Origin of the sequence: Methylobacterium cerastii (assembly GCF_022179125.1) — a bacterium.
In the GTDB taxonomy this organism is placed as follows: domain Bacteria; phylum Pseudomonadota; class Alphaproteobacteria; order Rhizobiales; family Beijerinckiaceae; genus Methylobacterium; species Methylobacterium cerastii.
The window spans coordinates 12814-39476 of sequence record NZ_BPQG01000048.1 but is presented as its reverse complement, the minus strand read 5'-3'; the positions used below and the strand labels follow the sequence as shown (position 1 = coordinate 39476).

The window sequence follows — 26663 nt, the reverse complement described above, 5'->3', positions numbered from 1 at the left end:
CGGGCAACGGGTGGAAGTCCGGTCGTGGCACCTCAACGCCGCCACGGCGCTCCCCCCCGCGCGACGCTGCCGCGCGGTCAGCCAAACGGAGGTACTTCAACCATGGCCAATCCCGGAACGCTCGAACGTCCGAGCAGCCTCTCGGGGCTGACGGAACCTGAAGCCAAGGAGTTCCACGCGATCTTCCTGACGAGCTTCATCATCTTCACCGCGATCGCCGTGGTCGCGCACATCCTGGTCTGGATGTGGCGCCCCTGGCTGCCCGGGCCGAAGGGCTACGCCATGCTCGAGGGCGGAGCCCAAGCGGTCCACGGCCTCGTCTCGATGATCTCGTAAGGGAGGACACCATGCACAAGGTCTGGCTCCTGTTCGATCCCCGCCGCACGCTGGTGGCTCTGTTCACCTTCCTCTTCGTGCTCGCGTTGCTGATCCACTTCATCCTGCTCAGCACCAGCCGGTTCAACTGGCTGGAGGGCGCCAAGGACTCCAAGGCGGCCTCCCTCCAGATCGTCGCGCCGACCCCGGCGTGACCCGGCCCCGCGGCGGCCGGCCGGGCGTGCCCGGAAGGCCGTCCCGCGGGACGCCTCGCAACGACCGCGGCGGGCCGGAGGATCGATCCTCCCGCCCGCTGCGCCCGACGCCGACCGCCGCCCGACGGCCGCAGACCCATCCGGAGGCATTTCGCCATGGCGATGCTGAGTTTCGAGAAGAAGTACCGCGTCCGCGGCGGCACCCTCGTCGGCGGCGACCTGTTCGATTTCTGGGTCGGGCCGTTCTACGTCGGCTTCTTCGGCGTCACGGGCCTGTTCTTCACCCTGCTGGGCACGGCGCTGGTCGTCTACGGCGCCGCGCTGGGACCGACCTGGAACATCTGGCAGATCAACATCGCGCCGCCCGACATCAAGTACGGGCTCGCGCTGGCGCCGCTCAAGGAGGGCGGCCTCTGGCAGATCATCACCTTCTGCGCGATCGGGTCGTTCTCGTCCTGGGCGCTGCGCGAGGTCGAGATCTGCCGCAAGCTCGGCATGGGCTACCACGTGCCCTTCGCCTTCTCGATGGCGATCTTCGCCTACGTCGTGCTGGTGGTGGTCCGCCCGTTCCTGATGGGCGCCTGGGGTTACGGCTTCCCCTACGGGATTCTCAGCCACCTCGATTGGGTTTCGAACACCGGGTACCAGTACCTGCACTTCCACTACAATCCGGCGCACATGCTCGCGGTGACCTTCTTCTTCACCACGACGCTGGCGCTCGCCATGCACGGCGGCCTGATCCTCTCGGCCACGAACCCCGCCAAGGGCGAGACCGTGAAGAGCCCCGAGCACGAGGACACCTTCTTCCGCGACACGATCGGCTACTCGATCGGCACGCTGGGCATCCACCGCCTGGGCTTGTTCCTGGCGCTGTCGGCCGGCTTCTGGAGCGCCGTCTGCATCGTGATCAGCGGCCCGTTCTGGACCCAGGGCTGGCCGGAATGGTGGGGCTGGTGGCTGAACCTGCCGGTGTGGCGCTGAGCGCATGAGAGACCCGGCCGCGCCCCGCGCGGCCGGCACGGGGACGGTGACGGCCGACACGTCGCTTGAAGAACGCTCCCGGAAAGGGCCGAGGCAATGGCGTACTACCAGAACATCATCACGCAGGTGCAGGTCCGGCCGATCGAACCGGAGCACGGCGTGCCGGTCGCGGTCGACGCCCGCTGGGGCACGCCGTTCCACAGCTACCTCATGGGGCTGATCGGAAACGCGCAGGTCGGCCCGATCTACATCGGCTACCTCGGCGCGCTGTCCTTCGCCTGCGGGCTGATCGCCTTCGAGATCATCGGCCTCAACATGTGGGCTTCGGTGAACTGGGACCCGATCCAGTTCGTGCGCCAGCTGCCCTGGCTGGCGCTGGAGCCGCCACGGCCGCAATACGGCCTGCGCATCCTTCCGCCGCTCAACGAAGGCGGCTGGTGGCTGATCGCCGGCTTCTTCCTCACCGCCTCGATCCTGCTGTGGTGGGTTAGGCTCTACCGCCGCGCCGCGGCGCTCGGCCTCGGCAAGCACGTGCCCTGGGCCTTCGCCTCGGCGATCTGGCTCTATCTCGTGCTCGGCTTCATCCGCCCGATCATGATGGGCTCGTGGAGCGAGGCGGTGCCCTTCGGCATCTTCCCGCACCTCGATTGGACGGCGGCGTTTTCGCTGCGCTACGGCAACCTGTTCTACAACCCCTTCCACATGCTTTCGATCGTCTTCTTGTATGGGTCGACGCTGTTGTTCGCGATGCACGGCGGCACGATCCTGGCGGTGAGCCGCTACGGCGGCGAGCGCGAGATCGACCAGATCGTCGACCGCGGCACCGCCACCGAGCGCGCCGCCCTGTTCTGGCGCTGGACCATGGGCTTCAACGCCACGATGGAATCGGTCCACCGCTGGGCCTGGTGGTTCGCCGTGCTGACGACGCTGACGGGCGGCATCGGCATCCTCCTCACCGGCACCGTCGTCGACAACTGGTACCTCTGGGCGGTCAAGCACGGGGTCGCCCCGTCCTACCCCCAGGTCTACGGCCCGATCGTCGATCCCTCCAGCGTCGCCCCCTCGGTGCACCCATGAGAACCCTGCTCGCCGTCGCCGGCGCGGTCGCCGCGCTGTTCCTCACGATCGCCATGCTCGGTACCGCCGGCTGGACCCGCCCGCCGATGGCGCAACAGCAGACCGGGTTCCGCGGCACTGCGATGGACGTCATCGAGACCAAGGCGAACAAGGCCGCCAAGATCGAGGCCAACCAGGCGCCCGCGCCGGCCGACCCGGCCGAGCCCGGGGGCGAGAAGGCCTCGGCGGTCTACGAGAACGTCAAGGTTCTCGGCGACCTCTCCGCCGACAACTTCAACCGCCTGATGGCCTCGATGACCGAGTGGGTCGCCCCCGAGCAGGGCTGCACCTACTGCCACAACACCGAGAACATGGCCGACGACAGCCTGTACCAGAAGCGCGTCGCCCGGCGGATGCTGCAGATGGTCCAGCACATCAACTCGACCTGGAAGGAGAACCACGTCCACGAGGCCGGCGTCACCTGCTACACCTGCCACCGCGGCCAGCCGGTGCCGAAGAACATCTGGTTCGAGAACCCCGGCCCCAACGCCGGCCACGGCGTCATCCCGCGCAACAACGGGCAGAACGTCGCCAGCCCCCAGGTCGGCCTGACCTCGCTGCCCTACGGCGTCTACGCCGCCTTCTACGCCCACAAGAACACGCCCGAGGACGCGATCCGGGTCAACGCGACCTCGGCGCTGCCCGAGACCAAGGGCAAGCCGATCCAGGACGCGGAGAAGACCTTCGCGATCATGATCAGCATGGCGCAGTCGCTCGGCGTGAACTGCACCTACTGCCACAACACCCGCTCGGTGGCGGATTGGAGCACGAGCACGCCGAACCGGGTCGCCGCCTGGCACGGCATCCGCATGGTCCGCGACCTCAACGAGGACTACATGCTGCCGCTGTCCTCGACCCTGCCGCCGAACCGTCACGGCCCGATGGGCGACGTCCCGAAGATGAACTGCGCCACCTGCCACAACGGCGCCAACAAGCCGCTCAACGGCGCCCACGTGGTCGAGGCCTACCCGGAGCTCGCCGGGCCGGTCGCCTCCGCGGACATGCCCGCCGGCGTGCCCGTCCAGCCCGCGACGGCGCCCGCCGCGGCACCGGACCCGGCGATGCCGGCGCCCGCGCCGAAGCCCTGACACTCGCGGCCGGGGGGAGCCCCGGTCGAACCTCGCGATCCCAGGACGGCCGCCGGACACGGGTCCGGCGGCCGTTTTCGTTCGGAACGCGTGATGCCTTCTCCGGGCCTACTTGGGTCCATCCTGCAGTTTGTTGGCGGCGTCGAAGCGAGCGAGAACGCGGGGCTCGACCGCTCAGGATCGGATTTCGAACCGGGCGCTCCCGGGTCGCGAAACCCACATCGTCATCCCGGGGCGCCGCAGGCGAGCCCGGGATCCGGAGCCGCCGGCAGCGCCATGCCCGGCACCGACGGCGGTCCTGGATTCCGGGTTCCGCTGCGCGGCCCCGGAATGACGGGATGGGATCACCACCCGTGCCATAAGTTCTGCGTTCAACTTCATCGGGAGCCCTGGGTCGGCCGCGGAACGCCTTGCCTCGCACGGGCGAATCCTGATATGGGGCCGCTCCTTCCGCGATGCGTCCGCCGCCATCGCCGTGCGCCCGCCAGGGCGTGCGATCCCGACACCCTTTCGATGGACGGCCGGTCCGACCCGCGCCGCGTGCAAGACCGATGAAGATTCGCAACTCCCTCAAGTCGCTCCGTGGCCGTCACCGCGACAACCAGCTCGTGCGTCGCAAGGGCCGGGTCTACGTGATCAACAAGACCCAGAAGCGCTTCAAGGCCCGCCAGGGCTGAGGCCCGCCGCCTCCGTCCGCGACGGAGGCCCGGACCGGGCGGCGCAGGCGCCGCCCGCCGCGCGGCATCCCGCGCGTTGACGGCGGCGGGCGGGGGGACCAAGCTTCCCCCATGGCGCCCATCGCACGACCTTTCCTGTTCGCCCTGCTCGCCACCGTCGCGACGGCGGCCGCCGCGGCGCCGTCCCGCACGCCGGACCGCGAGCCGCCGCCCACCGAGCTCAAGGCGCAGGACCGCAAGCCCTCCACCAGCCAGCCCGCCGCCGGCCTGAACGAGCTCTACGAGCGTCTTCGCGACGCCGGGGACGACGTCGAGGCCAAGGGCGTCGCGACCCTGATCGAGCGGCGCCTCGACCGGTCCGGCAGCGCCACCGTCGACCTCCTCACCGACCGCGCCCGCCAGGCGATGACCACGCAGGATTTCGCGCTGGCCGCCGAGCTGATGGATCGCGTCACCGCGATCGAGCCGGCCTGGTCCGAGGGCTGGAACCGCCGCGCGACGGTGTTCTGGCTGCTCACCGACAAGAGCACGGCGATCGCCGACCTGCAGCGCGCCCTGATCCTGGAGCCGCGCCACTTCGAGGCCTGGGCGGCGCTCGGACGGATCTACCTGTCGATGGACGACAAGGTGCGGGCGATGAACGCCTACCGCCGCGCGCTCGCGATCTATCCCCGCATGCCGAAGCTCAAGGACGCGATGGAGCGTCTTTCGCCCGAGGTGGACGGTCGCGACCTGTGAAGGCCGTGCTCCTCGTGCTCGCGGGCCTGTTCGGCCTCGTGGCCGCCCTCGTCGGCGCCGTGCTCGGCGCGGGCGCGGTGGCGACCCTGATCATCACCGCCCGCATCTCGGCGCAGCATCCGCCGGAAGGGCCGTTCGTCGCGGTTCGCGGCGGCCGCCTCGCCACGATCCAGGCCGACCCCGAGACCGGGGCCCGCGCCACGATCGTGCTGCTGCACGGGGCTTCGGCCAACGCCTCCGACCCGATGGAGGGCGTCGGGCGGACGCTCGCCGCACAGGGTTTTCGCGTCGTCGCCTTCGACCGGCCGGGCTTCGGCTGGAGCGACCGGCTCTCGGGGGCGGACGCCGCCGCCCCGGCGGTCCAGGGCGCCGCCATCGCCGAGGCGCTGTCGCGGATGGGGATCGGCCCGGCGATCGTGCTCGGGCATTCCTGGGCCGGCGCCCTGGCGCTCAGCCTCGCCCTCGACCATCCCGAGCGCGTCTCCGGGCTGGTGCTGGTCGCGCCGGTGGCGCTGCCGTTCCGCGAGGCGCGGACGCCGCCGTGGTACTGGCGCCTCGCGCTGCAGCCGCCGGTGGCGTGGCTGCTGAGCCGGACGCTCGGCCCGCCGCTCGGCCTGCGCTTCCTCGAGCCTGCGGCGCGCAACGTCTTCCAGCCGCAGCCGGTGGCGGAGGGCTACGTCGAGCGCAGTCGCGCCGCCCTGGTCCTGCGCCCGGACACCCTGCTCGCCAGCGTGCAGGACCTGGTCGCGCTTCCCGCCGCCCTCGCCGCGCAGGCGCCGCGCTACGGAACGCTGCGCGTGCCGACGACGATCGTCACCGGCGACGCCGACGGTGCCGTCGGGAACACGACGCAAGCCGACCCGCTGAGCCGGGCGATCCCGGGCGCCGACCTCGTGGTGCTGCCGGGAATCGGCCACATGGTGCCGTGGGTGGCGACGCAGGCGCTGGCCGACGCGGTGTCGAAGCTGGCCGAGCGGGTCGCGGCGCCGGAGGCCGCCCCGGTCGCACCCTGAGGCGCCGCGCGGACCAGCCGGCGGGCGCATCGACCGTCAGCGCGACGCGGAAGGCCAGACGACGGCTTGGGCCACGACGACGTGGGTGCCGTTGAAGGTCGCCGCCGGCGATCCGTACAGGACGTAGCCGAGGGCGAGGGCGTCCGAGACGCGACGGCAGAACGCCGCGTCGTCCTTGCCGGTCAGCAGGCGATAGGCCGGGAGGCCGTCGGGCGGCTGCGACGTCATCGGAAGCCTCGTTACGATTGCCGCCCGAGCGGGGGCTCCGTCCCGCCGAAGAACGGGACGGAGCGGTCGATCACGCCTTCGCGGCGTGCTCGCGGGTGATGAAGGCGATGCGCACGAGGTTCGTCGCGCCCGGCGTCCCGAACGGCACGCCGGCGACCACGATGATGCGGTCGCCGACCTCGGCGAAGCGCTCGCGCACGGCGAACTTCGCGGCTCGGAAGGCCATGTCGTCCACGTCGCTGGCGTCGTTGGTGACGATCGGGTGCGTGCCCCAGGCGATGGCCAGGCGGCGCGCGGTCTCGCGCTTGGGGGTCAGCGCGATCACCGTGGCGTTCGGGCGCTCGCGCGAGAGGCGGAGCGCCGTCGAGCCCGAATGGGTCCAGGCCATGATCGCCTCGAGGTCGAGGGCGTCCACCATCTGGTGTGCGGCGGCCGCGATGGCGTCGGCGGCGGTGTGGTCCGGCGTCGAGTTCTGCGCGCGGATGATCGACCAGTACAGCGCGTCGCGCTCGACCTCCTCGGCGATGCGGCTCATCATGGCGATGGCTTCGAGCGGGAACGCGCCGGACGCGCTCTCGGCCGAGAGCATCACCGCATCCGCGCCCTCGTAGACCGCGGTCGCCACGTCCGAGACCTCGGCGCGGGTGGGCACGGGGGCCGTGATCATCGATTCGAGCATCTGGGTGGCGACGACCACAGGCTTGCCCTGCCGCCGTGCGCTGCGGGTGATGCGCTTCTGCACGCCGGGCACCTGCTCAAGCGGCATCTCGACGCCGAGGTCGCCGCGGGCCACCATCACGCCGTCGGAGATCTCCATGATCTCGTCGAGGCGGGTCAGCGCCTGCGGCTTCTCGATCTTGGCCATCACCAGGGCGCGGCCGGCGCAGACCTTCTTGACCTCGGCCACGTCCTCGGGCCGCTGCACGAAGGACACCGCGATCCAGTCGGCGCCGACGTTGAGGCCGGCCTCGAGATCGCCGCGATCCTTGTCGGTCATCGCCGGCAGCGGGATGACGGTGTGGGGCAGCGAGACGCCCTTACGGTTCGAGATGCGGCCGCCGACCTCGACGCGGGTGACCGCGCGGGCCTCGCTCACCTCGGTGACGGTGAGGCGCAGCTTGCCGTCGTCGATGATGACCGAGTGGCCCGGCTCCAGGGCGGACAGGATCTCGGGGTGGGGCAGGTAGCAGCGGTGGACGTCGCCCGGCGTTGGGTCGCCGTCGAGGACGAAGCTCGCGCCGTTCTCGATCATCGCGAACCCCTCGGCGAAGGCGCCGAGGCGGAGCTTCGGCCCCTGGAGGTCGACGAGGATGCCGATCGGCCGCTTGAACTCGCGCTCGACCGCGCGGATCGCCTCGACCTTCTCGGGCAACTTTTCGCGCGGCAGGTGGCTCATGTTCAGGCGGAACACGTCGACGCCGGCCCGGAAGAGCTTCGCGATCATCTCCGGGGTGTCGGAGGCCGGCCCGAGGGTGGCGACGATCTTCGTGCGGCGTGAGCGTTTCATCGGGCCTCCTGGGGGCACATCGCTGCCGTCGCGTGCCCCTTGCGCGTGCCCCTTGGCGGAGCATCATGAAGTCGTGACGACGGGCATGGGGCCAGAAGCACCGGTCGTGCTGCCCCGTCAAGGCGGGGAGGGACGGCTCACGGCTGCGGCGCGGCCGGCTGGTTCGGATCGGAGAGCTGGATCGTCCAGCTCTTCTGCTCGCCGGTGTCGACCTCGAAGAAGCCGTTGCGGTCGTAGCCGCGGGCGAGGCAATCCTCGACGCCGCGGATCGTGAACTCGCTGTCCCGGGTGCACATCAGCGAGCGGCCGCTCCACTCGCCGCCGCGCGTGTAGTCGACGGCGAAGACGTAGTAGAACCGGGCGGCGAGGGCGCCCTTCAACAGGGTCTCGCAGGCCTTCGGCGTCAGGTCCCACCAGCCCTCCGTCACCCAGCCCTGCGGGTCGCGGTAGCCGAGCGCGATGCCGACCTTGCTCGGGGTGAGGTTGCACAGGCGCAGGTCCGCGCGGGCCGGCGAGGCACCGAGCATCGCGACGCCCAGGACAGCGCCGGCAAGGACCGCGCCGGCAAGGAGAAGACGCAACGAAAACCCTCCAAAAGATCAGCCGACGAGGATGATGCGGCAATCGTTGACGTTGGTCTTGGTCGGACCGGGCTGAACCAGGTCGCCGATCTCCGCGAAGAAACGGGTCGAATCGTTGTCGGCCAGCATCGCGGCCGGATCGAGGCCCGCCGCCCGCGCCCGCGCCAGGGTGGTGGGGTCGACGAGGCCGCCGGCCGGGTCCGTCGCCTCGCCGCGGCCGCCGTCGGTGCCGTCGGTGTCGGCGGCGATCCCGGCGATCCCGGCCTCGCCGTCGAGCGCGATGGCGAGCGCCAGCGCATATTCCTGGTTCGGACCGCCATGGCCCTCGCCGCGGATCGTCACGGTGAGCTCGCCGCCGGAGATCAGCGCGACCTTGCGGCCGGACGCCTTGATCTCGCGGGCGATGCGGGCGTGCTCGGCCGCGACCTCGCGGGCCTCGCCCTCGAGGTCGGCGCCGAGCATGACCGGCTCGTAGCCGGCGGCCTTGGCGGCGGCGGCCGCCGCCTCCAGCGCGTCGATCGGCCGGGCGACGATGCGGTATTCGGCCCGGGCGAAGGCCGGGTCGCCGGCCTTCGGGGTCTCGTTCAGGGGATCGTTCAGGAGCCGAATCCCGGTCTCGGGCAGGGGGATGCCGCGGCGCTCGCAGATGGCGCGGGACTCGGCCAGCGTCGAGGGGTCGGGCACGGTCGGCCCCGAGGCGATCACCGCGGGGTCGTCGAACGGCACGTCGGAGATCGCCAGCGTCAGGATCGAGCGCGCGTTGCGCGCGGCCACCGCGAGGCGGCCGCCCTTGATCCGCGAGAGGTGCTTGCGCACGGTGTTGATCTCGCCGATCGGCGCGCCGGAGCGCAGCATCGCGCGGGTGATCGCCTGCTTCTCGGCGAGCGTCAGGTCGCCGGCCGGGGCGATCCAGTTGGCCGAGCCGCCGCCCGAGAGCAGCACCAGGACCTCGTCGTCCGGGCCGGCGGCGGTGGCGAGCGCCAGCGCCTCCCTGGTCGCGGCGATGCCGGCCTCGTCCGGCACGGGATGACCGGCCTCGACCATGCGGATGCCGGGCGCGTCCTGCCCGTAGCCGTGGCGGGCGACGGCCAGCCCGACGATGCGGTCGTCGCCGAGCCCGTGCTGCTCGCGGTAGAACCGGCTCGCCACCGCGGCCATGCTGCCCCCGGCCTTGCCGGCGCCGAGGATGATCAGCCGGCCGGGCGTCGGCGGCGGCAGGTGGCTCGGCAGGCAGGTGTCGGGGTGGGCGGCCTTGATCGCCGCGGCCAGGAAGCCGTCGAGCAGGGTCCGCAGGGCGCGCGTGGCGGGGTCGATCTCAGGCGTCATCGGTCGGGTTCTCGCGCGTCGTTTCCTCGTTCGTGCGGTCCTCGCCTTCTCGACCCGCGGGGGCGGGCAGGGGCGACGGGCTTTTTGAGCGACGGGCCTGTTTCTTGCCGTGCCCGTTTCTTGCCGTGAACGCACGATCCTTGATACGTGCTCTGCCCGAGGCTCGCCGCGACGGCAAGGCCTCGCAGCCTCCGCGAACCGAACCGGACCCGTGCCCCTGTCCCACAGCCTCGAGACACACCCGCCCCATCCCGTCGAGACGATCCCCGGCGACCCCGCCTGCGGCCTGGTCCTGGTCTGCGACCACGCCTCGAACCACGTGCCCGACGACATCGCGCTCGGGGTGCCGGAGGGCGAATTCCGCCGCCACATCGCCTACGACATCGGCGCGGCGGGCGTGACGCGGCGGCTCGCGGCGCTGCTCGGCGCCCCGGCGATCCTCACGAACTTTTCGCGGCTGATCATCGACCCGAATCGGGGGCGCGCCGACCCGACGCTGGTGATGCGCCTGTCGGACGGGGCGGTGGTGCCGGGCAACGCCCGGATCGACGAGGCCGGCAAGCAGGCGCGGATCGCCCGCTTCTACGATCCGTTCGACCGGGCGATCGACGCCGCGGTGGCGGCGGCGGAGGAGGCCGCCGGGCCGCCGACGATCCTGACGATGCACAGCTTCACCCCGTTCTGGCGCGGCGTCGCCCGGCCCTGGGAGGTCGGCATCCTCTACGACCAGGACGAGCGCCTGAGCGCCCCGCTGATCGCCGGCCTGCGCGCCGACCCGGCCGGCCTGACGGTGGGCGACAACGAGCCCTACGGCGGCGGCCTACCGGGCGACACCATCGACCGGCACGCCACCGCGCGGGGGCTCGCCAACGCGCTGGTCGAGATCCGCCAGGACCTCATCGCCGAGGAAGCCGGGCAGGAGGCGTGGGCCCGGCGCTTCGCCGGGCTTCTCCGGCCCTTGATGACGCCGCGCGCTTGACTCGCGCGCCGCCCGCCCCGACCTCGGGCGGAGTTTCGAGAGACAGCGCGCGAGAGACCGATGACCGAGATCGATCCGAAGACCCAGACCGAGTTGGAGGCGGCGGTCTACCGGCGCCTGGTGGCGCATCTCCAGGCGCGCACCGACGTCCAGAACATCGAGATGATGAACCTCGCCGGCTTCTGCAGGAACTGCCTGTCGAACTGGATGAAGGACGCCGCCGACGCCGAAGGGCTCGGCCTGACCAAGGACGAGGCCCGCGAGCGCGTCTACGGCATGCCGTTCCCCGAGTGGAAGGCGAAGTACCAGACCGAGGCCAGCCCCGAGCAGCAGGTCGCCTTCGCCAAGGCTGCGGCGGAGCCGCACTGACCGTGCCGCGACGGGGCGGCGCGGGCGGTCCCGGCTAAGCTCCCGGTAAGTTTACTCCCCTACGAACCGGGCAGGACAGGAGAGAACCATGAACGCGCATGCCATGCCGACCCCCGGCGACGTGTCATCATCCGAGGGCGTGGCCGCCGACGAGCTGCGGGCGTTCATCGAGCGCATCGAGCGCCTCGAAGAGGAGAAGAGCGGCATCGCCGGCGACATCAAGGAAGTGATGGCCGAGCTGAAGGGCCGCGGCTTCGACGTGAAGGCGGTCCGCACCATCCTGCGCATGCGCAAGAAGGACCACAGCGAGCGCCAGGAGGAGGAGGCGATCCTCGAGCTCTACATGCAGGCGCTCGGCATGGTCTGAGGGCCGATCCGACATCGATCGAGCCTGACCGGCGGTCACCGACGTTCCACTCGGTCCCCCTCCTCATCCTGAGGTGCCGCCTCAGCGGCCTCGAAGGAGCCCTCCAGCGGTCGCGCGATCCCTGGAGGGCTCCTTCGAGGCTTCCGCTTCGCGAAAGCGCCTCAGGATGAGGTGTGGGGGTGGGATTCGAGGGCTTGCGACGCGGCTCTCAGCCGACCTGGGCCAGGGCCTGCTCGATGTCCGCGACCAGGTCCTCGACGTTCTCCAGGCCGATCGACAGGCGGACGGTGTCGGGGCCGACGCAGGCCGCCTCCTTCTCGTCCTTCGGCAGCTGGCGGTGGGTCGTCGTGGCGGGATGGATCGCCAGCGACTTGATCTCGCCGATGTTCACCAGGTGCGAGATCAGCTCCAGGCTGGTGATGAACTTGAGCGCCGCCGGCTCGCCGCCCTTCAGGGCGAAGGTGAAGATCGAACCCGGCCCCTGCGGCACGTAGCGCTGCGCCAGCGCCTCGCCGGGTTGCCCGGGCAGGCCGGGATAGCTGACCCAGGCCACCGCCGGATGATCCTTGAGGTAGGCGGCGACCGTGCGCGCGTTGGCGCAGTGGCGCGCCATCCGGAGCGGCAGGGTCTCGATGCCGGTGAGCGTCAGGAAGGCGTTCATCGGCGAGAGGCCGGGGCCGAGGTCGCGCAGGCCGAACAGGCGGCAGGCGACGGCGAAGGGGTTGTCGGGGAAGCGCTCGGTGATGACGAGGCCGTCGTAGTCGGGCCATTCCCCGGTGATCAGGTTGTAGTGGTCGGTCTTCGCCCAGTCGAACCGGCCGGCGTCGCAGATCACTCCGCCGATGGTCTGGCCGGAGCCGCCGAGGAACTTCGAGGTCGAGTGCACGACGATGTCGGCGCCGTGCTCGATCGGCCGGATCAGGGCCGGCGAGGCCAGCGTGTTGTCGACGACGAGCGGCAGCCCGTGGCGCCGGGCCACCTCCGCGATGCCTTCGACGTCCATCACCGTGGCGCACGGGTTGACGATCGACTCGCAGATGATCGCCCGTGTCTCCGGGGTGATCGCCGCCTCGAAGTCGGCCGGCGTCAGGCCCTTGGCGAAGAGCGGCTTGAGGTCGTAGCGCCCGTCGAGCCGGCGCATCAGCCCGAGCGAGCCGCCGAACAGCCGCGGCGAGGCGACGTAGGCGTCGCCGCTCTTCATCAGGGTCAGCATCACGAGGAGCAGCGCCGACTGCCCCGAGGACACGGCGACGGCGGCCTTGGCGCCTTCGAGCGCGGCCACGCGCCGCTCCAGGGCGGCGACGGTGGGGTTCGAGCCGCGCGAGTACGAGAACCCGGTGCGGCGCATGTTGAAGATGTCGGCGGCCTGCTCGGTGGAATCGAACACGAAGCCGTTGGTGAAGTAGATCGGCTGCGCCCGCGCGCCGGTGGCCGGGTCGGGGCTCGCGCCGGCATGGATCGCCTGCGTGGCGAAGCGGGGGGTCTTCGGCGTGTCGGTCATCGGGTTCGGTCCTCGGACCCACGCCCTATCACGGCCGACCGGGGGCAGGGCAACCGCGCTGCGACCGGCGGAAGGCGATCGTTGGAAGCCGCGTCCGGCGGCTTCAGGGCGCGAAGAGCGCCCCGCGGAGCGAAAGCCTCGAGCCGCGCGCCGGCGATTGAGGCCGAAGACGAACAGGGCAGGCGCTCTCGAGCGCTGGCCCTGGGCTCGGTGGAAGACCCTAGGCGGCGCGGTGGATGAAGGAGCGCAGGGTCCGGACCAGGGTGTTGGGCTCGTAGGGTTTCGGGATGAAGCGGGCGCCGTCGGGCATGTCGTAGGGGCCGGGCGTCCCCATGCCGGACACGACGAGGACCGGGATCGTCGGCCAGCGGTCGGCCACGAGGCGGGCGAGGGCGAAGCCGTCCATCGAGCCCTGCGGCATGTCGACGTCGGTCATCAGGACCTGCACGTCGTGCCGGTTCTCCAGGACCTTGAGGGCCTTGTCCGCATGGCTCGCTTCGAGAACCGTGAAACCCGCGTCGGCGAGGGTGTCGGCGGCTTCCATCAGAAGAAGGCCGTCGTCTTCTACCAGGAGAACGACGGGTTGATCTGTCGGGCTGTCGGTCATCAGGCCTGCGGAGACTGTCTTTGAAAACCAGCCCCGGGGCCTATTCCCCGGTGTCCGCCCCGTCAAGGCGCGGCCTCATGCGGCCCGCGGCCCCCACAGGATCAGCCCCGCGCCGGCGAGGCACATCCCCGCGCCGACGCAATCCCACCGGTCCGGGACGCGGCCCTCCACCAGCCAGAGCCAGGCGAGGGAGAGCGCGACGTAGACCCCGCCATAGGCGGCGTAGGCGCGCCCGGCCCCCTCCGCCTCGACGCGGGTGAGGAGCAGCGCGAACAGGCCGAGCGCCACGGCGCCGGGAATCAGCCAGAGCGGCGATCGGTCGAGCCGGAGCCAGGCCCAGGCGGCAAAGCAGCCGGCGATCTCGCAGAGGCCGGCCGCGACGTAGAGGAGGAGCGTGGACACGCGCGCTCACTCGCACGCGCGACGAAAAGCACCAAGCGGGCCGGCGACTTTTGGGGGCGGAAAGACCGCTCCGGCGCCCCAGCTCGCGGTCAGGCGGCGACGACCGAGGCGAGCGGCGCCTCCAGGGTCAGCACCGCACCGGTCGGCGGGAAGCCGAGGGAGACCGCGCCGCCGAAATCGTGGCTCAGGCTCCGGGCGATCAGGCGCGTGCCGAACCCGGAGCGCGTCGGCGGCGCGACGGGCGGTCCGCCGATCTCCTCCCAGCGGAAGCGCAGGCGCGCCTCCGGCTCCGGTCCGGCGACCTCCCACGAGATCGCCACCTGGCCGGGGGCGGTGGAGAGCGCGCCGTACTTGGCGGCGTTGGTCGAGAGCTCGTGCAGCATCAGCGCCAGCGTCAGGCCGTGGCCGGCATCGAGGGTCACGTCGGGGCCGCTCACTGCGAAGCGCCCGGGCGCCCCGTCGCCGTGCAGGGCCACCGCGCCCGCGACGAGGCCCGACAGCGAGGCGCTCGACCACGCCCCCTGCACCAGCACGTCGTGCGCGTGGGCGAGGGCCACGAGGCGGGCGTCGAGGGCCTGCCCCGCCTGCTCCAGCGAGACGGCGTTGCGCAGGGTCTGCGCCGCCACCGCCTGGACCAGGGCGAGGGTGTTCTTCACCCGATGCGCGAGTTCCTGCATGTGCAGGGTCTGGCGCGCCTCGTTCCGCTTCAGGTCGGTGATGTCGCGCGACACCGCCAGGATGCGTTCGGGACGGCCGTCGGCGCCGGCGACCGGCGTCACCGCCACGTCCCACCAGCTCGGCGCGTCGGCGCCCGTCATCGCCTGGACCCGGCACGGCCGACCGGCGCGCGCCGCATCGAGGGCGTTTCGGATTCCGGCGCGGCTCTCGGGGAGGGACCAGGCGTCGATCCAGGGGCGGCCGACGCATTCGGCGGTCGACGCCCCCAGGAGCGCGGACCCGTTCTCGCTCACGCGGAGCAGGCGCCCGTCGCGGTCGAGCACCATGACGACGTCGGTGGTGGTCCAGAGGACGTGCCGGTCGAGGGGGTCGGCAGGGCGCGGATTGGCGTCGGACCCGTCCGCATCGACGCGGCGCTCGGGCACGACGATGGGCTCTTGAAGACCGAAGTCGATGCGCTCTTGGAGCGTAGCGTCCGTGGCGTCCACGCCGCCCTGCCGGGTCGCCGCGCCCGAGCGCCGGTTCTCCGCATCGAGGGCGGAGAGGCGCCGGTCGCCGACCACGGCCTGGAACGCCGAGACATCGTAGCCCGCGTCCATCGCATTCGCTCCCCCGATGCCCGTCGCGCGGCGCCGGCGGGCGCGTCCGCGCGGCGTGCGAGGGTGGATCGGCCCAGGGAACGTGAAGGCTTGGGCGACGAGGTGTCGAGATCGGAGCGCCGCCGGCGGATGCTCCCGCTTCTGGCCGCGCCCCACCCGCATCCTCACGAATCGATGGGCTGCGTTAAGCTAGCATACCGCTCCCGCCTCGCAAGATGGGATTGTACTGCCGTCGGCTCGACCAAGACGGAGACTGGTCGAGGCCCGGACGTTACAGGCCTCGGGACTTACGCGCCTCGCATCGTCCGGCCGTCACTTCTTCCGGCCGAGCAGGACCAGCCAGCCGACCCCGAGGGTGAAGACGATCAGGCCGATCGTCACGAAGACCGGCGTCCCGAGGTCGATCAGGCGCGGGGCGAGCTGGGTGGCGAAGGCGGCCACGACCAGCGCCACCGCGACGCGGGCGGCCGCCCGCTCGATGCCGCGGGTGACCTTGTCGAGGCCTTTCACCTCGATCTCCACGGTGACGCGCCCCTGCTTGAGCCGCACCAGCATCAGGTGGATCAGCGTCGGCAGCTCGGAGGCCGCGCCGTAGAGGCCGACGCCGAGCGCCTCGGCCTTGGTCTTGAGGCCGCCGAGGGAGAACTGCGACTTCATGCTCGCGCGCACGGTCGGGCCGGCGGCGGCGAACAGGTCGAAGTCCGGGTCGAGGTGGCGCATCACGCCGTCGGCGGTGACGAGACCCTTGAACAGGATCGCGAGGTCGGTCGGCATCGCGAGGTCGTTCTCGCGCGCCATGGTCATGAAGTCGGTGAGCACGAGGCCGAGGTTGAGCGGAATCGAGGAATGGCTTTCGACGAAGGACTGCGCCGAGCCTTCGAGCCGGGTCAGGTCCGGACTGCTCGAGCCCGTCCAGTCGAGCAGCACCGCCATCAGCCCGTCGGCATCCTGTTTGAGCATCGCGCCGATCAGCACGAGGAGCTGGTTGCGCCGCTTCTGCGACAGGCGGCCGATGATGCCGAAATCGATGAAGCCGATGCGGTTGCCCGACATCGCCAGCATGTTGCCCGGGTGCGGGTCTGCGTGGAACACGCCCTCGATCAGCGCCATCTTCAGGAACGCGTCGGTGCCCTTCTGGGCGAGCAGCTTCTTGTCGACGCCGGCGGCGGCGAGCCGCGCCTCGTCGTTCGGGGGGATGCCGTGGATGAACTCCTGCACCAGCACCCGCTCGGAGCACCATTCCCAGTGGATCTTCGGGAAGACGATGTCGTCGCGGTCGGAGAACAGCGAGGCGAGCAACTCGCAGTTGCGCGCCTCGTTCAAGAGGTCGAGCTCGCCGTTCAGGCCGGCGGCGAGGTGGCGCATCTGCTCGCCCGGCTGGTAGCGGGCCATGTCCGGCCACTCGGTCTCGACGATGCGGGCGCCGTGCGCCATCAGGCGCAGGTCCGCGTCGATGATCTTGCGCAGGCCCGGGCGCAGCACCTTGACGATGACGTCCTCGCCCGAATGCAGCTTGGCCCGGTAGACCTGGGCGATCGAGGCCGAGGCGATCGCGTCGGTGTCGAACTCGGCGAAGATCTCCTGCGGCGGCGCCCCGAGGTCTGCCTCGAGCTGCGGGCGGATCGTCTCCCACGAGACCGGCGAGACCTGGCTGTGGAGCTTGGCCAGCTCCTCGGTCCACATCGGCGAGAGCAGGTCGGGGCGGCTCGCGAGCACCTGCCCGAACTTGATGAAGGTCGGCCCCAGCGCCTCGATCGCCCGGCGCAGGCGCTCGGGCTCCGACAGGCGGGTGATGTCGATCTTCGGCTTGCGGCGCGGAAGGATGGGGATGTAGCGCAGCCCGAGCCGGTCCACGACCTTGTTGACGCCGAAGCCGATCAGGATCGAGGCGATCTCCGACAGCCGCTGACGGTCGCGCGCAGCAACGAAGGCGGTTTTCAGCATAAGGGCGGGTCGATCCGTGCGAAGGCGGGAAGCCGCCGGGACAGCACGAGCATCGGGTCTTTTTTAGGGTCGGCTCCGCTTTAAGGCCGGTCCCGGCGCGATGCGATCCGAGCCGCGCCCGTCAGCGCGGCCGGAAGGCGATCAGGGTCATGTCGTCGCGCCGGACCTCCGGCCCGCGATAGGCCGCCAGCTCAACCTCCAGGGCCGCGACCTGCTGCGCCAGGGGGAGGGCGGCGTGGGCGGCGAGCCGCCCGGTCACCGCCTTCTGGCCGATCAGGCGGGCGGGGCGCGCGGGATCGGGCCGCCCCATCTGGTCGGTGATGCCGTCGGTCATCAGGTAGAAGGTCGCGCCCGCGACCGGCACGGAGACGTCGCGCTCCGGCAGCACCTCGCGCCCGGTGCGGGGATAGCCGAGGCCGCGCTTCTCCCCGCGGATGCGCTCGGCGACGCCGTCGCGGATCACGGTGAGCGACAGGCCGGCGCCCGCGAACAGGAGGGTGCGCGCATCCCGGTCCCAGACGCAGATGCCGCAATCGAGGCCGTCGTCCGACTCCGAGCCGCGGCCGTCCTGGCGCAGTTGCGCCCGCACCATCGTGTCGAGACCGGCCAGGATCGCGGCAGGCGAGCGCAGGCCGCGCTCGTGCAGCAGGCGGTCGAGGGCGGTGGCCACGATCAACGTGAGGAAGGCGCCGGGCACGCCGTGGCCGGTGCAGTCGGCGACCACGACGAAGCTCAACCCGTCGACCTCCTCGAGCCAGAAGTAGTCGCCGCCGACGAGGTGGAGCGGCTCCCACAGGATCGCGACCTCGATGCCGGCCCGGTCGAGGGCGGCGTGGTCGGGCAGGACCGAGGACTGGATGCAGCGGGCGTAGCCGATGCTCTCGATCACGAGGCGGTTGGCCTGCTCCAGCTTGGCGTGGGCGGCCGCGAGGTCCCGCAGCAGCTGCTTGGCCTCGTCGCCGGAGCGCAGGCCCTCCACCATGTTGTTGAAGGCCTGGGTGATCACGTCGATCTCGTTGCGCGGGCGGAACTCGCCGTCCATCGCGACGGTGGCCCAGCGCTTGTGCTCGACCTCGCGCATGGCGACGAGCAGGCGCTTCAGGCGGGCGATCACGTGCCGCCGCACCGTCCTGTGCAGCGTCGCCACGAAGGTCAGCATCAGCAGCAGGCTGATCGCCAGCGAAAGCATCGCCTGCTTCTCGGCGCTGGCGCGGAGGGCCGCGGTGGAGAGCACGACCGTGAGGCTGCCCTCCGCCCGGGTGCCGCCCGCGGGCACGAGGTCGGCGGAGACGTGGGCCAGCTCCCACGGGCGCGTGCGCGGCATCTGCCCGGCCGCGACCACGGTCCGGCCCGACGCGTCGTGCAGGGCGGCGTAGCGGAAGGCGGGGTCGCGGGTCAGCGCGTCGAGGGCGGCGCGGGACCGGGCGGGATCGCGGTTCCAGCCGGGCTGCGCGATGCTGGCGGCGACCAGCGTCGCCATCACCTCGGCGCGCTCGGTGTAGAGCCGATACTGGTCGTTGTAGTTCACCCAGGCGATGGCCGCCTGGGTCAGGAGCACCACCATGGCGATCACCGGGTAGATGCGCAGGAACAGGGTGTAGGCGACGCTGTCGAGGTTGCGCCCGCGGGCGGCGCCGCGCAGGGCGCCCGGCCGCATGATGTCGGCGACGCCCTCTTCCGCGGCCACGTCCGCGAAGCCGAGGTTGGCGGCGAGGTCGTCGCGGCTGAGCGGCCCCAACCCGCGCAGGGACCGGCGCCGAAGCGGGACGGCGGGGCTGGCGCTGTCGCTCATCGTGCCTCTCCGCGCCCCGTCCCGTCCTCGGCCTCCGTGCCGCGGACGCAGTCGCGCCCGGCCGCCTTGGCGGCGTAGAGCGCCGCATCCGCGCGCATCAGCGCCGTCTGCAGCGCCTCGTCCGGCCGGCCGGCGGCGAGCCCGACGCTGACCGACACAGGGATCGCCCCCTGCTCGACCGAGACCGTCAGGGCGGCCACGGCGCGGCGCAGGCGCTCGGCGACCTCGCGCGCGACCGCCTCGCCGGTGTCGACCAGCACGACGGCGAACTCCTCGCCGCCCATGCGCCCGAAAAGGTCGATCCCGCGCAGGTTCGCGCGGCAGGCCTCGGCGAAGGCGACGAGGGCGGCGTCGCCCCCCGCATGTCCGTAGCGGTCGTTGATGGCCTTGAAGCGGTCGAGGTCGAGCATCAGCACGCAGGCGGTGCTGCCGGAATCCTGGCTCCCCCGCCACGCGCGCTCGCCGAGGGTGAGGAAGCAGCGGCGGGTCATCGCGCCGGTGAGGGCGTCGGTGTCGGCCAGCCGCCGCAGCTCGGATTCGAGGCGCCGGCGATGGTCGATCTCGCTCGACAGGGCTTCGTTGAGGCTCTGGAGGTCGCGCTGCTGCTCCGCCAAGCGGGCGTTGGCCTGCTGCAGGTCGCGCTGCATCCGGTCGCTGAGCCGGACGAGGCGGCGCTGCTCGCGGGTGCCGCGGCGATAGGCGCCGGCGAGCTCCTTCACGCCGCCGGCCATCTCGGCCAGGCGGGTCTGCATCGCGTCCGCCCGCGCGATCACCGCCTCCTCGTTGTCGAAGAGGCTGAACGCGTCCTCGGCCGGGACCGGGGCCGCCGCGAAGGCGCTGCGCGCGCCGGTCATGCGACGACGTCCTTCACCATTTCGAAGCGGGCGTGGTCGAAGTCGGCGGCGAAGTCCTCGCCGGCCTCCTCGATCGTGTCGTCGCCTTCGGCGAAGTGCCAGCGGATCGTGACCGGGCGCCCTTCGGCGGCCGCGTCTTCCAGGGGCATGAACAGGTTCATCAAGGCCTTCGCGCTCGACGAATTGAAGTAGGCGAGCGAGAGGTCGAAGCTGATCGGCTCCGGGCTCGGCGTCTCGAGGTAGCCGCGCAGGGATTGCAGCAGCGGGCCGAAGAACGCGGCCGCGTCCTCGGGGTAGGATTCGCCGCGCATGGCGAGGCGGCCGCCGTCGAAGTCGAAGTCGACCTCCGGCGAGCGGTCCGTCGGCGGGAGTTGGATGCGGGTCATGGCGCCGGCGTCCTCAGATGTACGCCTTGAGGCAGAACAGGCTTCGGTCATCGCCGATCTCCTGGATATCGTACTCGACGGGCGCGCTCGATCGCCGGGCGATCTCGATCAGGCCGATGCTGCCGCCCAGGCTCCCCTCGTCGGGGGCCTGGCGGAGCTTGTCGCGGTAGAAGCGCTTCAGCTCGTCGGCCGACAGCCCGACGATGTGGTCCAGGCGCTCGCGCAGGCGCGGCACGTCGCCCCGGCCGACCTCGTTGCCGCAGACGACGAAGAAGCGCCCGCCCTCCGAGCCGACCACGATGATGCCGCCGCTGACGCGGGGCTGCTCGGCCTCGGTCGCCGACGCGACCCGGTCGGCTGAGTAGCGGATCACGTTCTGCGCCTGCTCGACGAAGATCGAGAACACGCGCTTGGCCACCGAGGCGTCGGTCTCCTCCTGGCGCATGCGCAGCTTCAGCACCTCGCCCAGCGAGAACAACACGTTCTCCGACAGGTCGCCCCCGAAGGAGAGGATCACGCCGTTGCGCTTGGCGGCGTCGTGGAACGCCATGAAATCCTGCGCGAGCAAAGCATCCTCCCGGTCGAAGGCGGACCGCGCACGACGAGCCAACGATCCGCCGTCGAAACCCTTGGGCAGAAATCGTGAATAGCCAGTTAAAGTATTCATTATGCGACTATGGCAACAATCGCTCGTTGTAGATATTGCGCCGCCTGAAGCCTGACTCTATCGGCTGATGCATAACAAGCGTTTGCGTAGATGCTTGATCACTGTGCATCTATTGCCTCTTGTGAAGGCATCATGCCGTCCGGACCGGAGGCGCCTTGCTCAGCCCGGAGGCGCCTTGCTCAGCCCGGAGGCAGGCAGGTCGTGGGCACGGGCGCGGCGAGACCTTGCCCCCTCGCGCCGCGCGGGCGTACACGGCGGTGACGGGCCCGCGGGCCTAGGAGGCAACACGATGAGCGACCGGCTGCCCGGCTTCAACACCCTGGCGATCCACGCTGGCGCGAGCCCCGACGCGGCCACGGGCGCGCGGGCGACGCCGATCTACCAGACCACGAGCTTCGTGTTCGACGACGTCGACCACGCCGCCTCGCTGTTCGGGCTCCAGGCCTTCGGCAACATCTACTCGCGCATCACCAACCCGACGAACGCCGTGCTGGAGGAGCGCATCGCGGCGCTGGAAGGCGGCACCGCGGCGGTCGCCGTGTCCTCGGGCCACGCGGCCGAGTTCCTGACCATGCACGCGCTGATGCAGCCGGGCGACGAGTTCATCGCGGCCAACAAGCTCTACGGCGGCTCGATCAACCAGTTCAACCACAGCTACAAGAACTTTGGCTGGAGCGTGGTCTGGGCCGACACCGACGACCCGTCCTCGTTCGAGCGCGCGATCACGCCGCGCACCAAGGCGATCTTCTGCGAGTCGATCGCCAACCCGGGCGGCGTCATCACCGACATCGCCGCCCTGTCGGAGATCGCCAAGCGCCACAACATCCCGCTCATCGTCGACAACACGATGGCGACGCCGTACCTGATCCGGCCGTTCGAGCACGGCGCCGACATCGTCGTGCACTCGGCGACGAAGTTCCTCGGCGGCCACGGCAACTCGATCGGCGGCCTCGTGGTCGACGGCGGCACCTTCCCGTGGGCCGGCGACGCGCGCTACCCGATGATGAGCGAGCCGCGGCCGGAATATGCCGGCATGGTGCTGGCCGAGACCTTCGGCAACTTCGGCTTCGCCATCGCCATCCGGGTGCTGGGGCTGCGCGACCTCGGCCCGGCGCTGTCGCCGTTCAACGCCTTCCTGATCCTCAACGGCATCGAGACCCTGCCGCTCAGGATGCAGCGCCATTGCGACAACGCGCTCGCCGTGGCCACGCACCTGGCGAGCCACCCGGCGGTGTCGTGGGTGAGCTATCCGGGGCTCGAGGCCGACCGCTACCATGAGCTCGCCAAGCGCTACACGCCGCACGGCTTCGGCTCGGTCTTCACCATCGGCCTGAAGGGCGGCTACGACGCGGGCGTCAAGCTCGTGGGCGGCCTGCAGCTGTTCTCCCACGTGGCCAACATCGGCGACACGCGCTCGCTGGTGATCCACCCGGCCTCGACCACGCACCGCCAGCTCACCGACGCGCAGAAGACCGCGGCCGGCGCCGGGCCGGAGGTGGTCCGCCTCTCGATCGGCCTCGAAGACCCGGCCGACCTGATCGACGACCTCGACGGCGCGCTCACCGCGTAGCCGTCCTTTACGCGGGCACGCGGCGCGCGAAAAAACGCCGTTCGGAGGACCGCCGACCCGCCCCGCCTCCGTGCGGGGAGGCGCCGACGCGTGCCTGCCGCCCGGGGACCCGAGCGGAAGAGGGTGCGGCGGCGATCGGGCCTTATCCAGGAACAAGGTCGGCGCTGGTCGGTAGCACCAGGGCGTCCCGGCTCTCCGGCGATAAGGATCCCCACCCATGTTCATGCGCATCGACAAGCTGCAGGCCGAGCTCCCGCAGCCGAAGCGACCCGATCCGAACGCCGCGGCAGCCCTGCAGGAACTGCTCGGCGGCAAGTACGGCGAGATGTCGACGCTGGGGAACTACATGTTCCAGAGCTTCAACTTCCGCAACAAGAGCAAGCTGCGACCGTTCTATAGCCTGGTGTCGAGCATCTTCGCCGAGGAACTCGGCCACGTCGAGCTGGTCTCGACCGGCGTGTCGATGCTGAACAACGGCCCCGGCGACGACACCGAGAACGTCGACATCTCCAAGGCGCCGTTCCACGACATGCAGGACATCCGGCTCGCCGGCAGCTTCCTGTCGAACGGCGGCGGCGCGATGCCGATGAACGCGAACGCCGCGTCGTGGAACATGGACATGGTCACGACGACCGGGAACCTGATCATCGACCTGCTGCACAACTTCCACCTGGAATGCGGCGCCCGCATCCACAAGTTGCGCGTCTACGAGACCCTGAAGGACCCGACCGGCCGCGAGGTCTGCGGCTACCTGCTGGTGCGCGGCTCGGTCCACGCCCACGCCTACGCGCTGGCGCTGAAGAAGATCACCGGCGTCGAGATCGAGAAGATGCTGCCAACGCCGAACATCGACCTCAGCCGCGTGCCGGAGTGCCAGAAGTACCTGCAGGAGGGCAGCCACCGCCGGCTCTACACCTTCAGCCCGAAGGACTACGCGGAAGCCGCCGGCGTCTGGTCGAACGACGAGGTCGCGCTGCCGGGCGATCCGCCCGGCCAGCTCGAGATCGTCGACGGCCACCCCGAAGGCGGCAAGATCCCGGAGCTCGACGGCAATTACGGCGCCTTCGCCCCCGACTACGCGCCGGAGGAGATCTTCGAGATCGCGAGCAAGCTCTACAAGAAGAGCCGCTGATCCTCGCTTAAGACGACGAGGCCGGCGTCCCGAAGGGGGCGCCGGCCTTTTTCGTGGGCTCCGCCGGCGGTCCCGTCGGAAGGCGAGCGTTGGCATGGCGTGGCGGGGAGCGGAATGCCGGCACCTCCGCCGGGTCGCTGACTTCATCGTCGTCTACATCGCGTTCGAGGCGGCGGAAGTGGTCGCGGCAGCAGGATTACAGATCTTGACGTTGTTGCCCCTCGATCCCTGCATCCATCGGGTTTCGACACGCCGGATGCTGTGCAAACGCCGCGCGGTGCACTAACCGGGGCGCATTCCGACCCTGTGCGAACGCGAACCCCCATGCTTCAGACCACGCCGCCCCCCCTCTCGGCCCGCCGGGTCCTCGCCGCGAGCTTCGTCGGCACGGCGATCGAGTTCTTCGATTTCTACATCTACGCCACCGCGACCGCGCTGGTGATCGGTCCGGTGTTCTTCCCGCCCGGCGAGCCCGGCGTGCAGCAGCTCAGCGCGTTCGCGACCTTCGCGATCGCCTTCCTGGCGCGACCGGTGGGCGCGGCGCTGTTCGGACATTTCGGCGACCGGGTCGGGCGCAAGGCGACGCTGGTGGCCTCGCTCCTGATCATGGGCGTCTCGACGGTGCTGATCGGCTGCCTGCCGACCTACGCCACCGCCGGCTGGTGGGCGCCGGCCCTGTTGTGCCTGCTGCGCTGCGGCCAGGGCATCGGCTTCGGCGGCGAGTGGGGCGGGGCGGCGCTGCTGGCGGTGGAGAACGCGCCGCCGGGAAAGCGCGCCTGGTACGGCATCTTCCCGCAGCTCGGCGCGCCGGTCGGCTTCATCCTGGCCAACCTCAGCTTCCTGGCGCTCAGCTTCGGCCTGAGCGCGGAAAGCTTCCAGGCCTGGGGCTGGCGGCTGCCGTTCCTCGCCTCGGCCGCGCTGGTCGGCGTCGGCCTCTACGTGCGGCTCAAGCTCAGCGAGACGCCGGCGTTCAAGGCGGCGCTGGCGCAGTCCAAGCCCGAGCGCGTGCCCTTCGCCGCGATGGTCACCGGCCACGGCCACGCCCTCGTCGTCGGCACCCTGGCGATGGTGGCGGTCTACGCGGTGTTCTACATCTCCACCGTCTTCGCCCTCGGCTACGGCACCGCGGCGCTCGGCTACACCCGGCCCGCCTTCCTGCTGTTCGAGTGCATCGCCGTCTGCTTCATGGCGCTCGGCATCGCGCTCTCCGGCGCGAACGCCGACCGCTTCGGGCGCCGGCCGGTGCTGATGGTCGGCATGGTGGTGGCGTTCAGCCTCGGCGGCCTGCTCGGGCCGATGCTCAGCTCCGGCTCGGGCGCGGTCGTGCTCGCCTTCCTCTGCCTCAGCCTGTTCACGATGGGCTGGATCTTCGGGCCGATGGGCGCCCTGCTGCCGGAGCTGTTCCCGACCCGCGTGCGCTACACCGGCGCCTCGGTGACCTACAACCTCGCCGGCATCGTCGGGGCGTCGGGCGCCCCCTACATCGCCCAGCGCCTGGTCGACTGGGGCGGGATCGCCTGGGTCGGCGCCTACCTCGCCGTGACGGCGATCATCAGCTTCCTCGCGGTGCTGATGATGCCGGAGACGCTGCGCAAGGGCGTGTAATTGAGGGATGGCCCTGCCTCGGCGGGGCCACCCCTAGGAGCGCGCCGCGCGTCAGTTCCGCTTGTCCAACGGCCGGCCGAGCAGGCGCGCGAACTCGGCCTCGATCTCCTCCACCGAGAACGGGTTGGCGGCGGACTTACCCGGCGCGGACTTGCCCGGCGCGGACTTGGCCGGCGCAGGCTCAGCGGCCTTCGGCGGCGGCGCGGGCTCGGCCTTCGGCGGCACGCGCGGCTCGACCGCTGCGGGCGGCGCCGGCGGCACGGGCTCGACCGGCGGCGGCGCCGGCAGGAACGGCTCGGGCTTCGGAGCCGGGGCAGGCGGGATGGCGAACGGCGCCGCGGCGGGCTTTTCCGCCTGCGGAAGCGGTGAGTCCACAGGCGCCGCCATGGCCGCGGCCATCGGGTCGACCGCGGCCGGCGCCTCGGGAGCGGGCGCGGAGACCGGAACCGGGTCCGAGAACGTAGGCGGGGCCGACCGGGCGGGGGCGACGGCCGAGGCCGGACGCGCCAGCGCGGCTTCGAGCTGGCGGGCCATGTCCGAGAGGATCGCCGGATCGACCGGCCGGCGCTCGGCCGGCGGCAAGGGCGGGATCGGCGGGATCGCGCCGGGGACCGGGACCGACGCGGAGGCGGGCTCCTCCGGCGGCGCCGCCTCGGTGCGGGGGCGCTCGGAGGCGACGTCGGGGCGCGGGTTGATCAGCGGCGGCGCGGTCCGGCGCATCGGACGGCGGGCCGGCGCGTCCGGGCGGGGACCGGTGACGATCGCCTCGGAGGCGCGCGGTTCGGAGACGCGGTCCGGGCGCAGCTCGGAATCGTCCAGAAGCGCGGCGTCCAGCGGCGGAACCGCGAGCGACGCGGCGGACGCGAGCGCCCCGCCCGGGCCGGACACGGTCGGGGCGAGCACGATCGGCATGGAGAAGTCGGGCCGGAACGCGGCCTGGGCCTGCGTCTCGAGACCGGAAAACGGGTCGGGCCCCGCCTCGGCCAGGGTTTCGGCGAAGGGCGCCGCGAGGGGCTCGGCCATCGCCTCGGGGCGCAGGGCCGGGTCGCGCTGCTGCCCGCGCTGGATGTGGCGCTCGATCACCACGTCGTTCGGGCCGCCGACGAGCAGCAGGTGCTCGACGTTGTCGCGCCGCAGCAGGATCAGCTGGCGCTGCCGGTCGAGCTCGTACACGTCGACGATGCCCAGCCGCGGCTGGCGCCCGCGCTGGCCGCCGCGCTTCGCGTCGGCGAGGCCGCCGCCGCCGAGGCGCCGCACCACCAGCACGATCACCGTCAGCACCGCGAAGATCACGGCGAAGATGGCGACGTACTGCACGACCGGAGAGCCGTCAGACCCGAACACGGACTGCAACCATTGCACGGACACTACTCTCGTTCTTCACGGGTCCGGGACGGCCCTACGCAAAACCACCCCGTCAGTATCA

General features: G+C 71.3%; 28 protein-coding genes. 14 read left to right on the top strand and 14 right to left on the bottom strand.

The window, feature by feature from the left end:
- The first annotated feature begins 102 nt into the window (after window positions 1–102).
- The 8 genes from pufB to MFF13_RS15920 all read left to right on the top strand — a co-directional run bounded on the left by pufB (window position 103) and on the right by MFF13_RS15920 (window position 6143).
- Window positions 103–336, top strand: coding sequence for a light-harvesting antenna LH1, beta subunit (pufB, locus tag MFF13_RS15955; protein ID WP_147730005.1), 234 nt, complete (start codon window positions 103–105; stop codon window positions 334–336).
- Between the two features lie 11 nt (window positions 337–347).
- Window positions 348–530 carry a light-harvesting antenna LH1, alpha subunit gene (gene pufA, locus MFF13_RS15950; protein ID WP_147730006.1) on the top strand — a complete coding sequence of 61 codons (183 nt, stop codon included), beginning with the start codon at window positions 348–350 and terminating at the stop codon, window positions 528–530.
- A 156-nt stretch (window positions 531–686) separates the two neighbouring features.
- The gene (gene pufL, locus MFF13_RS15945; protein ID WP_147751151.1) at window positions 687–1511 is read left to right on the top strand and encodes a photosynthetic reaction center subunit L; all 825 of its coding nucleotides are present in this window, start codon (window positions 687–689) and stop codon (window positions 1509–1511) included.
- 96 nt (window positions 1512–1607) lie between these two features.
- Window positions 1608–2588: a photosynthetic reaction center subunit M gene (pufM, locus tag MFF13_RS15940; RefSeq protein ID WP_147751152.1), complete on the top strand. Its 981-nt coding sequence runs from the start codon at window positions 1608–1610 to the stop codon at window positions 2586–2588.
- Window positions 2585–3715: a photosynthetic reaction center cytochrome PufC gene (pufC, locus tag MFF13_RS15935; RefSeq protein WP_147751153.1), complete on the top strand. Its 1131-nt coding sequence runs from the start codon at window positions 2585–2587 to the stop codon at window positions 3713–3715. Before pufM ends, pufC begins: the two co-directional genes overlap by 4 nt.
- Window positions 3716–4266: 551 nt before the next feature.
- The gene (gene ykgO / locus MFF13_RS15930; RefSeq protein ID WP_003601867.1) at window positions 4267–4392 is read left to right on the top strand and encodes a type B 50S ribosomal protein L36; all 126 of its coding nucleotides are present in this window, start codon (window positions 4267–4269) and stop codon (window positions 4390–4392) included.
- A 111-nt stretch (window positions 4393–4503) separates the two neighbouring features.
- On the top strand, window positions 4504–5130 hold the full coding sequence (locus MFF13_RS15925; RefSeq protein WP_147764214.1) for a tetratricopeptide repeat protein: 627 nt from the start codon (window positions 4504–4506) through the stop codon (window positions 5128–5130).
- A complete protein-coding gene (locus tag MFF13_RS15920) occupies window positions 5127–6143 on the top strand; it encodes an alpha/beta fold hydrolase (protein WP_147829812.1) in 1017 nt (338 codons plus the stop codon). Before MFF13_RS15925 ends, MFF13_RS15920 begins: the two co-directional genes overlap by 4 nt.
- 36 nt (window positions 6144–6179) lie before the next feature.
- Here MFF13_RS15920 and MFF13_RS15915 read toward each other — a convergent pair whose 3' ends face one another.
- The 4 genes from MFF13_RS15915 to MFF13_RS15900 all read right to left on the bottom strand — a co-directional run bounded on the left by MFF13_RS15915 (window position 6180) and on the right by MFF13_RS15900 (window position 9785).
- Entirely contained in the window at window positions 6180–6371 is a 192-nt protein-coding gene (locus MFF13_RS15915) for a DUF1737 domain-containing protein (RefSeq protein WP_147829810.1), read from the bottom strand.
- A gap of 70 nt (window positions 6372–6441) precedes the next feature.
- The gene (gene pyk / locus MFF13_RS15910; RefSeq protein WP_147764211.1) at window positions 6442–7878 is read right to left on the bottom strand and encodes a pyruvate kinase; all 1437 of its coding nucleotides are present in this window, start codon (window positions 7876–7878) and stop codon (window positions 6442–6444) included.
- Between the two features lie 137 nt (window positions 7879–8015).
- On the bottom strand, window positions 8016–8405 hold the full coding sequence (locus MFF13_RS15905; protein ID WP_147728959.1) for a DUF1036 domain-containing protein: 390 nt from the start codon (window positions 8403–8405) through the stop codon (window positions 8016–8018).
- A gap of 72 nt (window positions 8406–8477) precedes the next feature.
- Complete coding sequence (locus tag MFF13_RS15900; protein ID WP_147829808.1) at window positions 8478–9785, bottom strand: glycerate kinase type-2 family protein; 1308 nt, start codon at window positions 9783–9785, stop codon at window positions 8478–8480.
- A gap of 211 nt (window positions 9786–9996) precedes the next feature.
- Here MFF13_RS15900 and MFF13_RS15895 point away from each other — a divergent pair, with 211 nt between their 5' ends.
- The 3 genes from MFF13_RS15895 (at window position 9997) to MFF13_RS15885 (ending at window position 11500) form a co-directional block, all read left to right on the top strand.
- On the top strand, window positions 9997–10764 hold the full coding sequence (locus MFF13_RS15895; protein WP_147829806.1) for an N-formylglutamate amidohydrolase: 768 nt from the start codon (window positions 9997–9999) through the stop codon (window positions 10762–10764).
- Window positions 10765–10824: 60 nt separating this feature from the next.
- On the top strand, window positions 10825–11133 hold the full coding sequence (locus tag MFF13_RS15890; protein ID WP_147829804.1) for a DUF1244 domain-containing protein: 309 nt from the start codon (window positions 10825–10827) through the stop codon (window positions 11131–11133).
- Between the two features lie 88 nt (window positions 11134–11221).
- A complete protein-coding gene (locus tag MFF13_RS15885; protein WP_147727302.1) occupies window positions 11222–11500 on the top strand; it encodes a DUF2312 domain-containing protein in 279 nt (92 codons plus the stop codon).
- Between the two features lie 208 nt (window positions 11501–11708).
- Here MFF13_RS15885 and MFF13_RS15880 read toward each other — a convergent pair whose 3' ends face one another.
- The 9 genes from MFF13_RS15880 to MFF13_RS15840 form a co-directional block, all read right to left on the bottom strand.
- A complete protein-coding gene (locus tag MFF13_RS15880) occupies window positions 11709–13001 on the bottom strand; it encodes an O-acetylhomoserine aminocarboxypropyltransferase/cysteine synthase family protein (RefSeq protein ID WP_147829802.1) in 1293 nt (430 codons plus the stop codon).
- Between the two features lie 220 nt (window positions 13002–13221).
- On the bottom strand, window positions 13222–13608 hold the full coding sequence (locus MFF13_RS15875) for a response regulator (RefSeq protein WP_147751161.1): 387 nt from the start codon (window positions 13606–13608) through the stop codon (window positions 13222–13224).
- 75 nt (window positions 13609–13683) lie between these two features.
- On the bottom strand, window positions 13684–14010 hold the full coding sequence (locus tag MFF13_RS15870) for a YnfA family protein (protein ID WP_147751162.1): 327 nt from the start codon (window positions 14008–14010) through the stop codon (window positions 13684–13686).
- Between the two features lie 89 nt (window positions 14011–14099).
- Complete coding sequence (locus tag MFF13_RS15865; RefSeq protein WP_147829800.1) at window positions 14100–15287, bottom strand: sensor histidine kinase; 1188 nt, start codon at window positions 15285–15287, stop codon at window positions 14100–14102.
- A 312-nt stretch (window positions 15288–15599) separates the two neighbouring features.
- Entirely contained in the window at window positions 15600–17231 is a 1632-nt protein-coding gene (locus tag MFF13_RS15860) for an ABC1 kinase family protein (RefSeq protein ID WP_238272519.1), read from the bottom strand.
- Window positions 17232–17352: 121 nt separating this feature from the next.
- Complete coding sequence (locus tag MFF13_RS15855; RefSeq protein ID WP_238272518.1) at window positions 17353–19023, bottom strand: PP2C family protein-serine/threonine phosphatase; 1671 nt, start codon at window positions 19021–19023, stop codon at window positions 17353–17355.
- The gene (locus MFF13_RS15850; RefSeq protein WP_147829796.1) at window positions 19020–19877 is read right to left on the bottom strand and encodes a GGDEF domain-containing protein; all 858 of its coding nucleotides are present in this window, start codon (window positions 19875–19877) and stop codon (window positions 19020–19022) included. Before MFF13_RS15850 ends, MFF13_RS15855 begins: the two co-directional genes overlap by 4 nt.
- Entirely contained in the window at window positions 19874–20263 is a 390-nt protein-coding gene (locus MFF13_RS15845; RefSeq protein ID WP_147829794.1) for a DUF1987 domain-containing protein, read from the bottom strand. The genes MFF13_RS15850 and MFF13_RS15845 overlap by 4 nt, the downstream gene beginning before the upstream one ends.
- A 13-nt stretch (window positions 20264–20276) precedes the next feature.
- Complete coding sequence (locus tag MFF13_RS15840) at window positions 20277–20813, bottom strand: SiaB family protein kinase (RefSeq protein ID WP_238272517.1); 537 nt, start codon at window positions 20811–20813, stop codon at window positions 20277–20279.
- Between the two features lie 406 nt (window positions 20814–21219).
- On the opposite strand from MFF13_RS15840, the gene MFF13_RS15835 reads away from it, so the two are divergent.
- From MFF13_RS15835 to MFF13_RS15825, 3 genes are all read left to right on the top strand, one after another.
- The gene (locus MFF13_RS15835; protein WP_147829790.1) at window positions 21220–22500 is read left to right on the top strand and encodes an O-acetylhomoserine aminocarboxypropyltransferase; all 1281 of its coding nucleotides are present in this window, start codon (window positions 21220–21222) and stop codon (window positions 22498–22500) included.
- Between the two features lie 217 nt (window positions 22501–22717).
- Window positions 22718–23632, top strand: a complete 915-nt coding sequence (locus MFF13_RS15830; RefSeq protein ID WP_147751170.1) for a manganese catalase family protein — start codon at window positions 22718–22720, stop codon at window positions 23630–23632.
- A 324-nt stretch (window positions 23633–23956) separates the two neighbouring features.
- Window positions 23957–25237 (top strand): MFS transporter, encoded by a 1281-nt coding sequence (locus MFF13_RS15825; RefSeq protein WP_238272516.1) that lies wholly within the window; start codon window positions 23957–23959, stop codon window positions 25235–25237.
- Between the two features lie 51 nt (window positions 25238–25288).
- Here MFF13_RS15825 and MFF13_RS15820 read toward each other — a convergent pair whose 3' ends face one another.
- Window positions 25289–26554, bottom strand: a complete 1266-nt coding sequence (locus tag MFF13_RS15820) for a flagellar biosynthetic protein FliO (RefSeq protein ID WP_238272515.1) — start codon at window positions 26552–26554, stop codon at window positions 25289–25291.
- Window positions 26555–26663 lie beyond the last annotated feature (109 nt).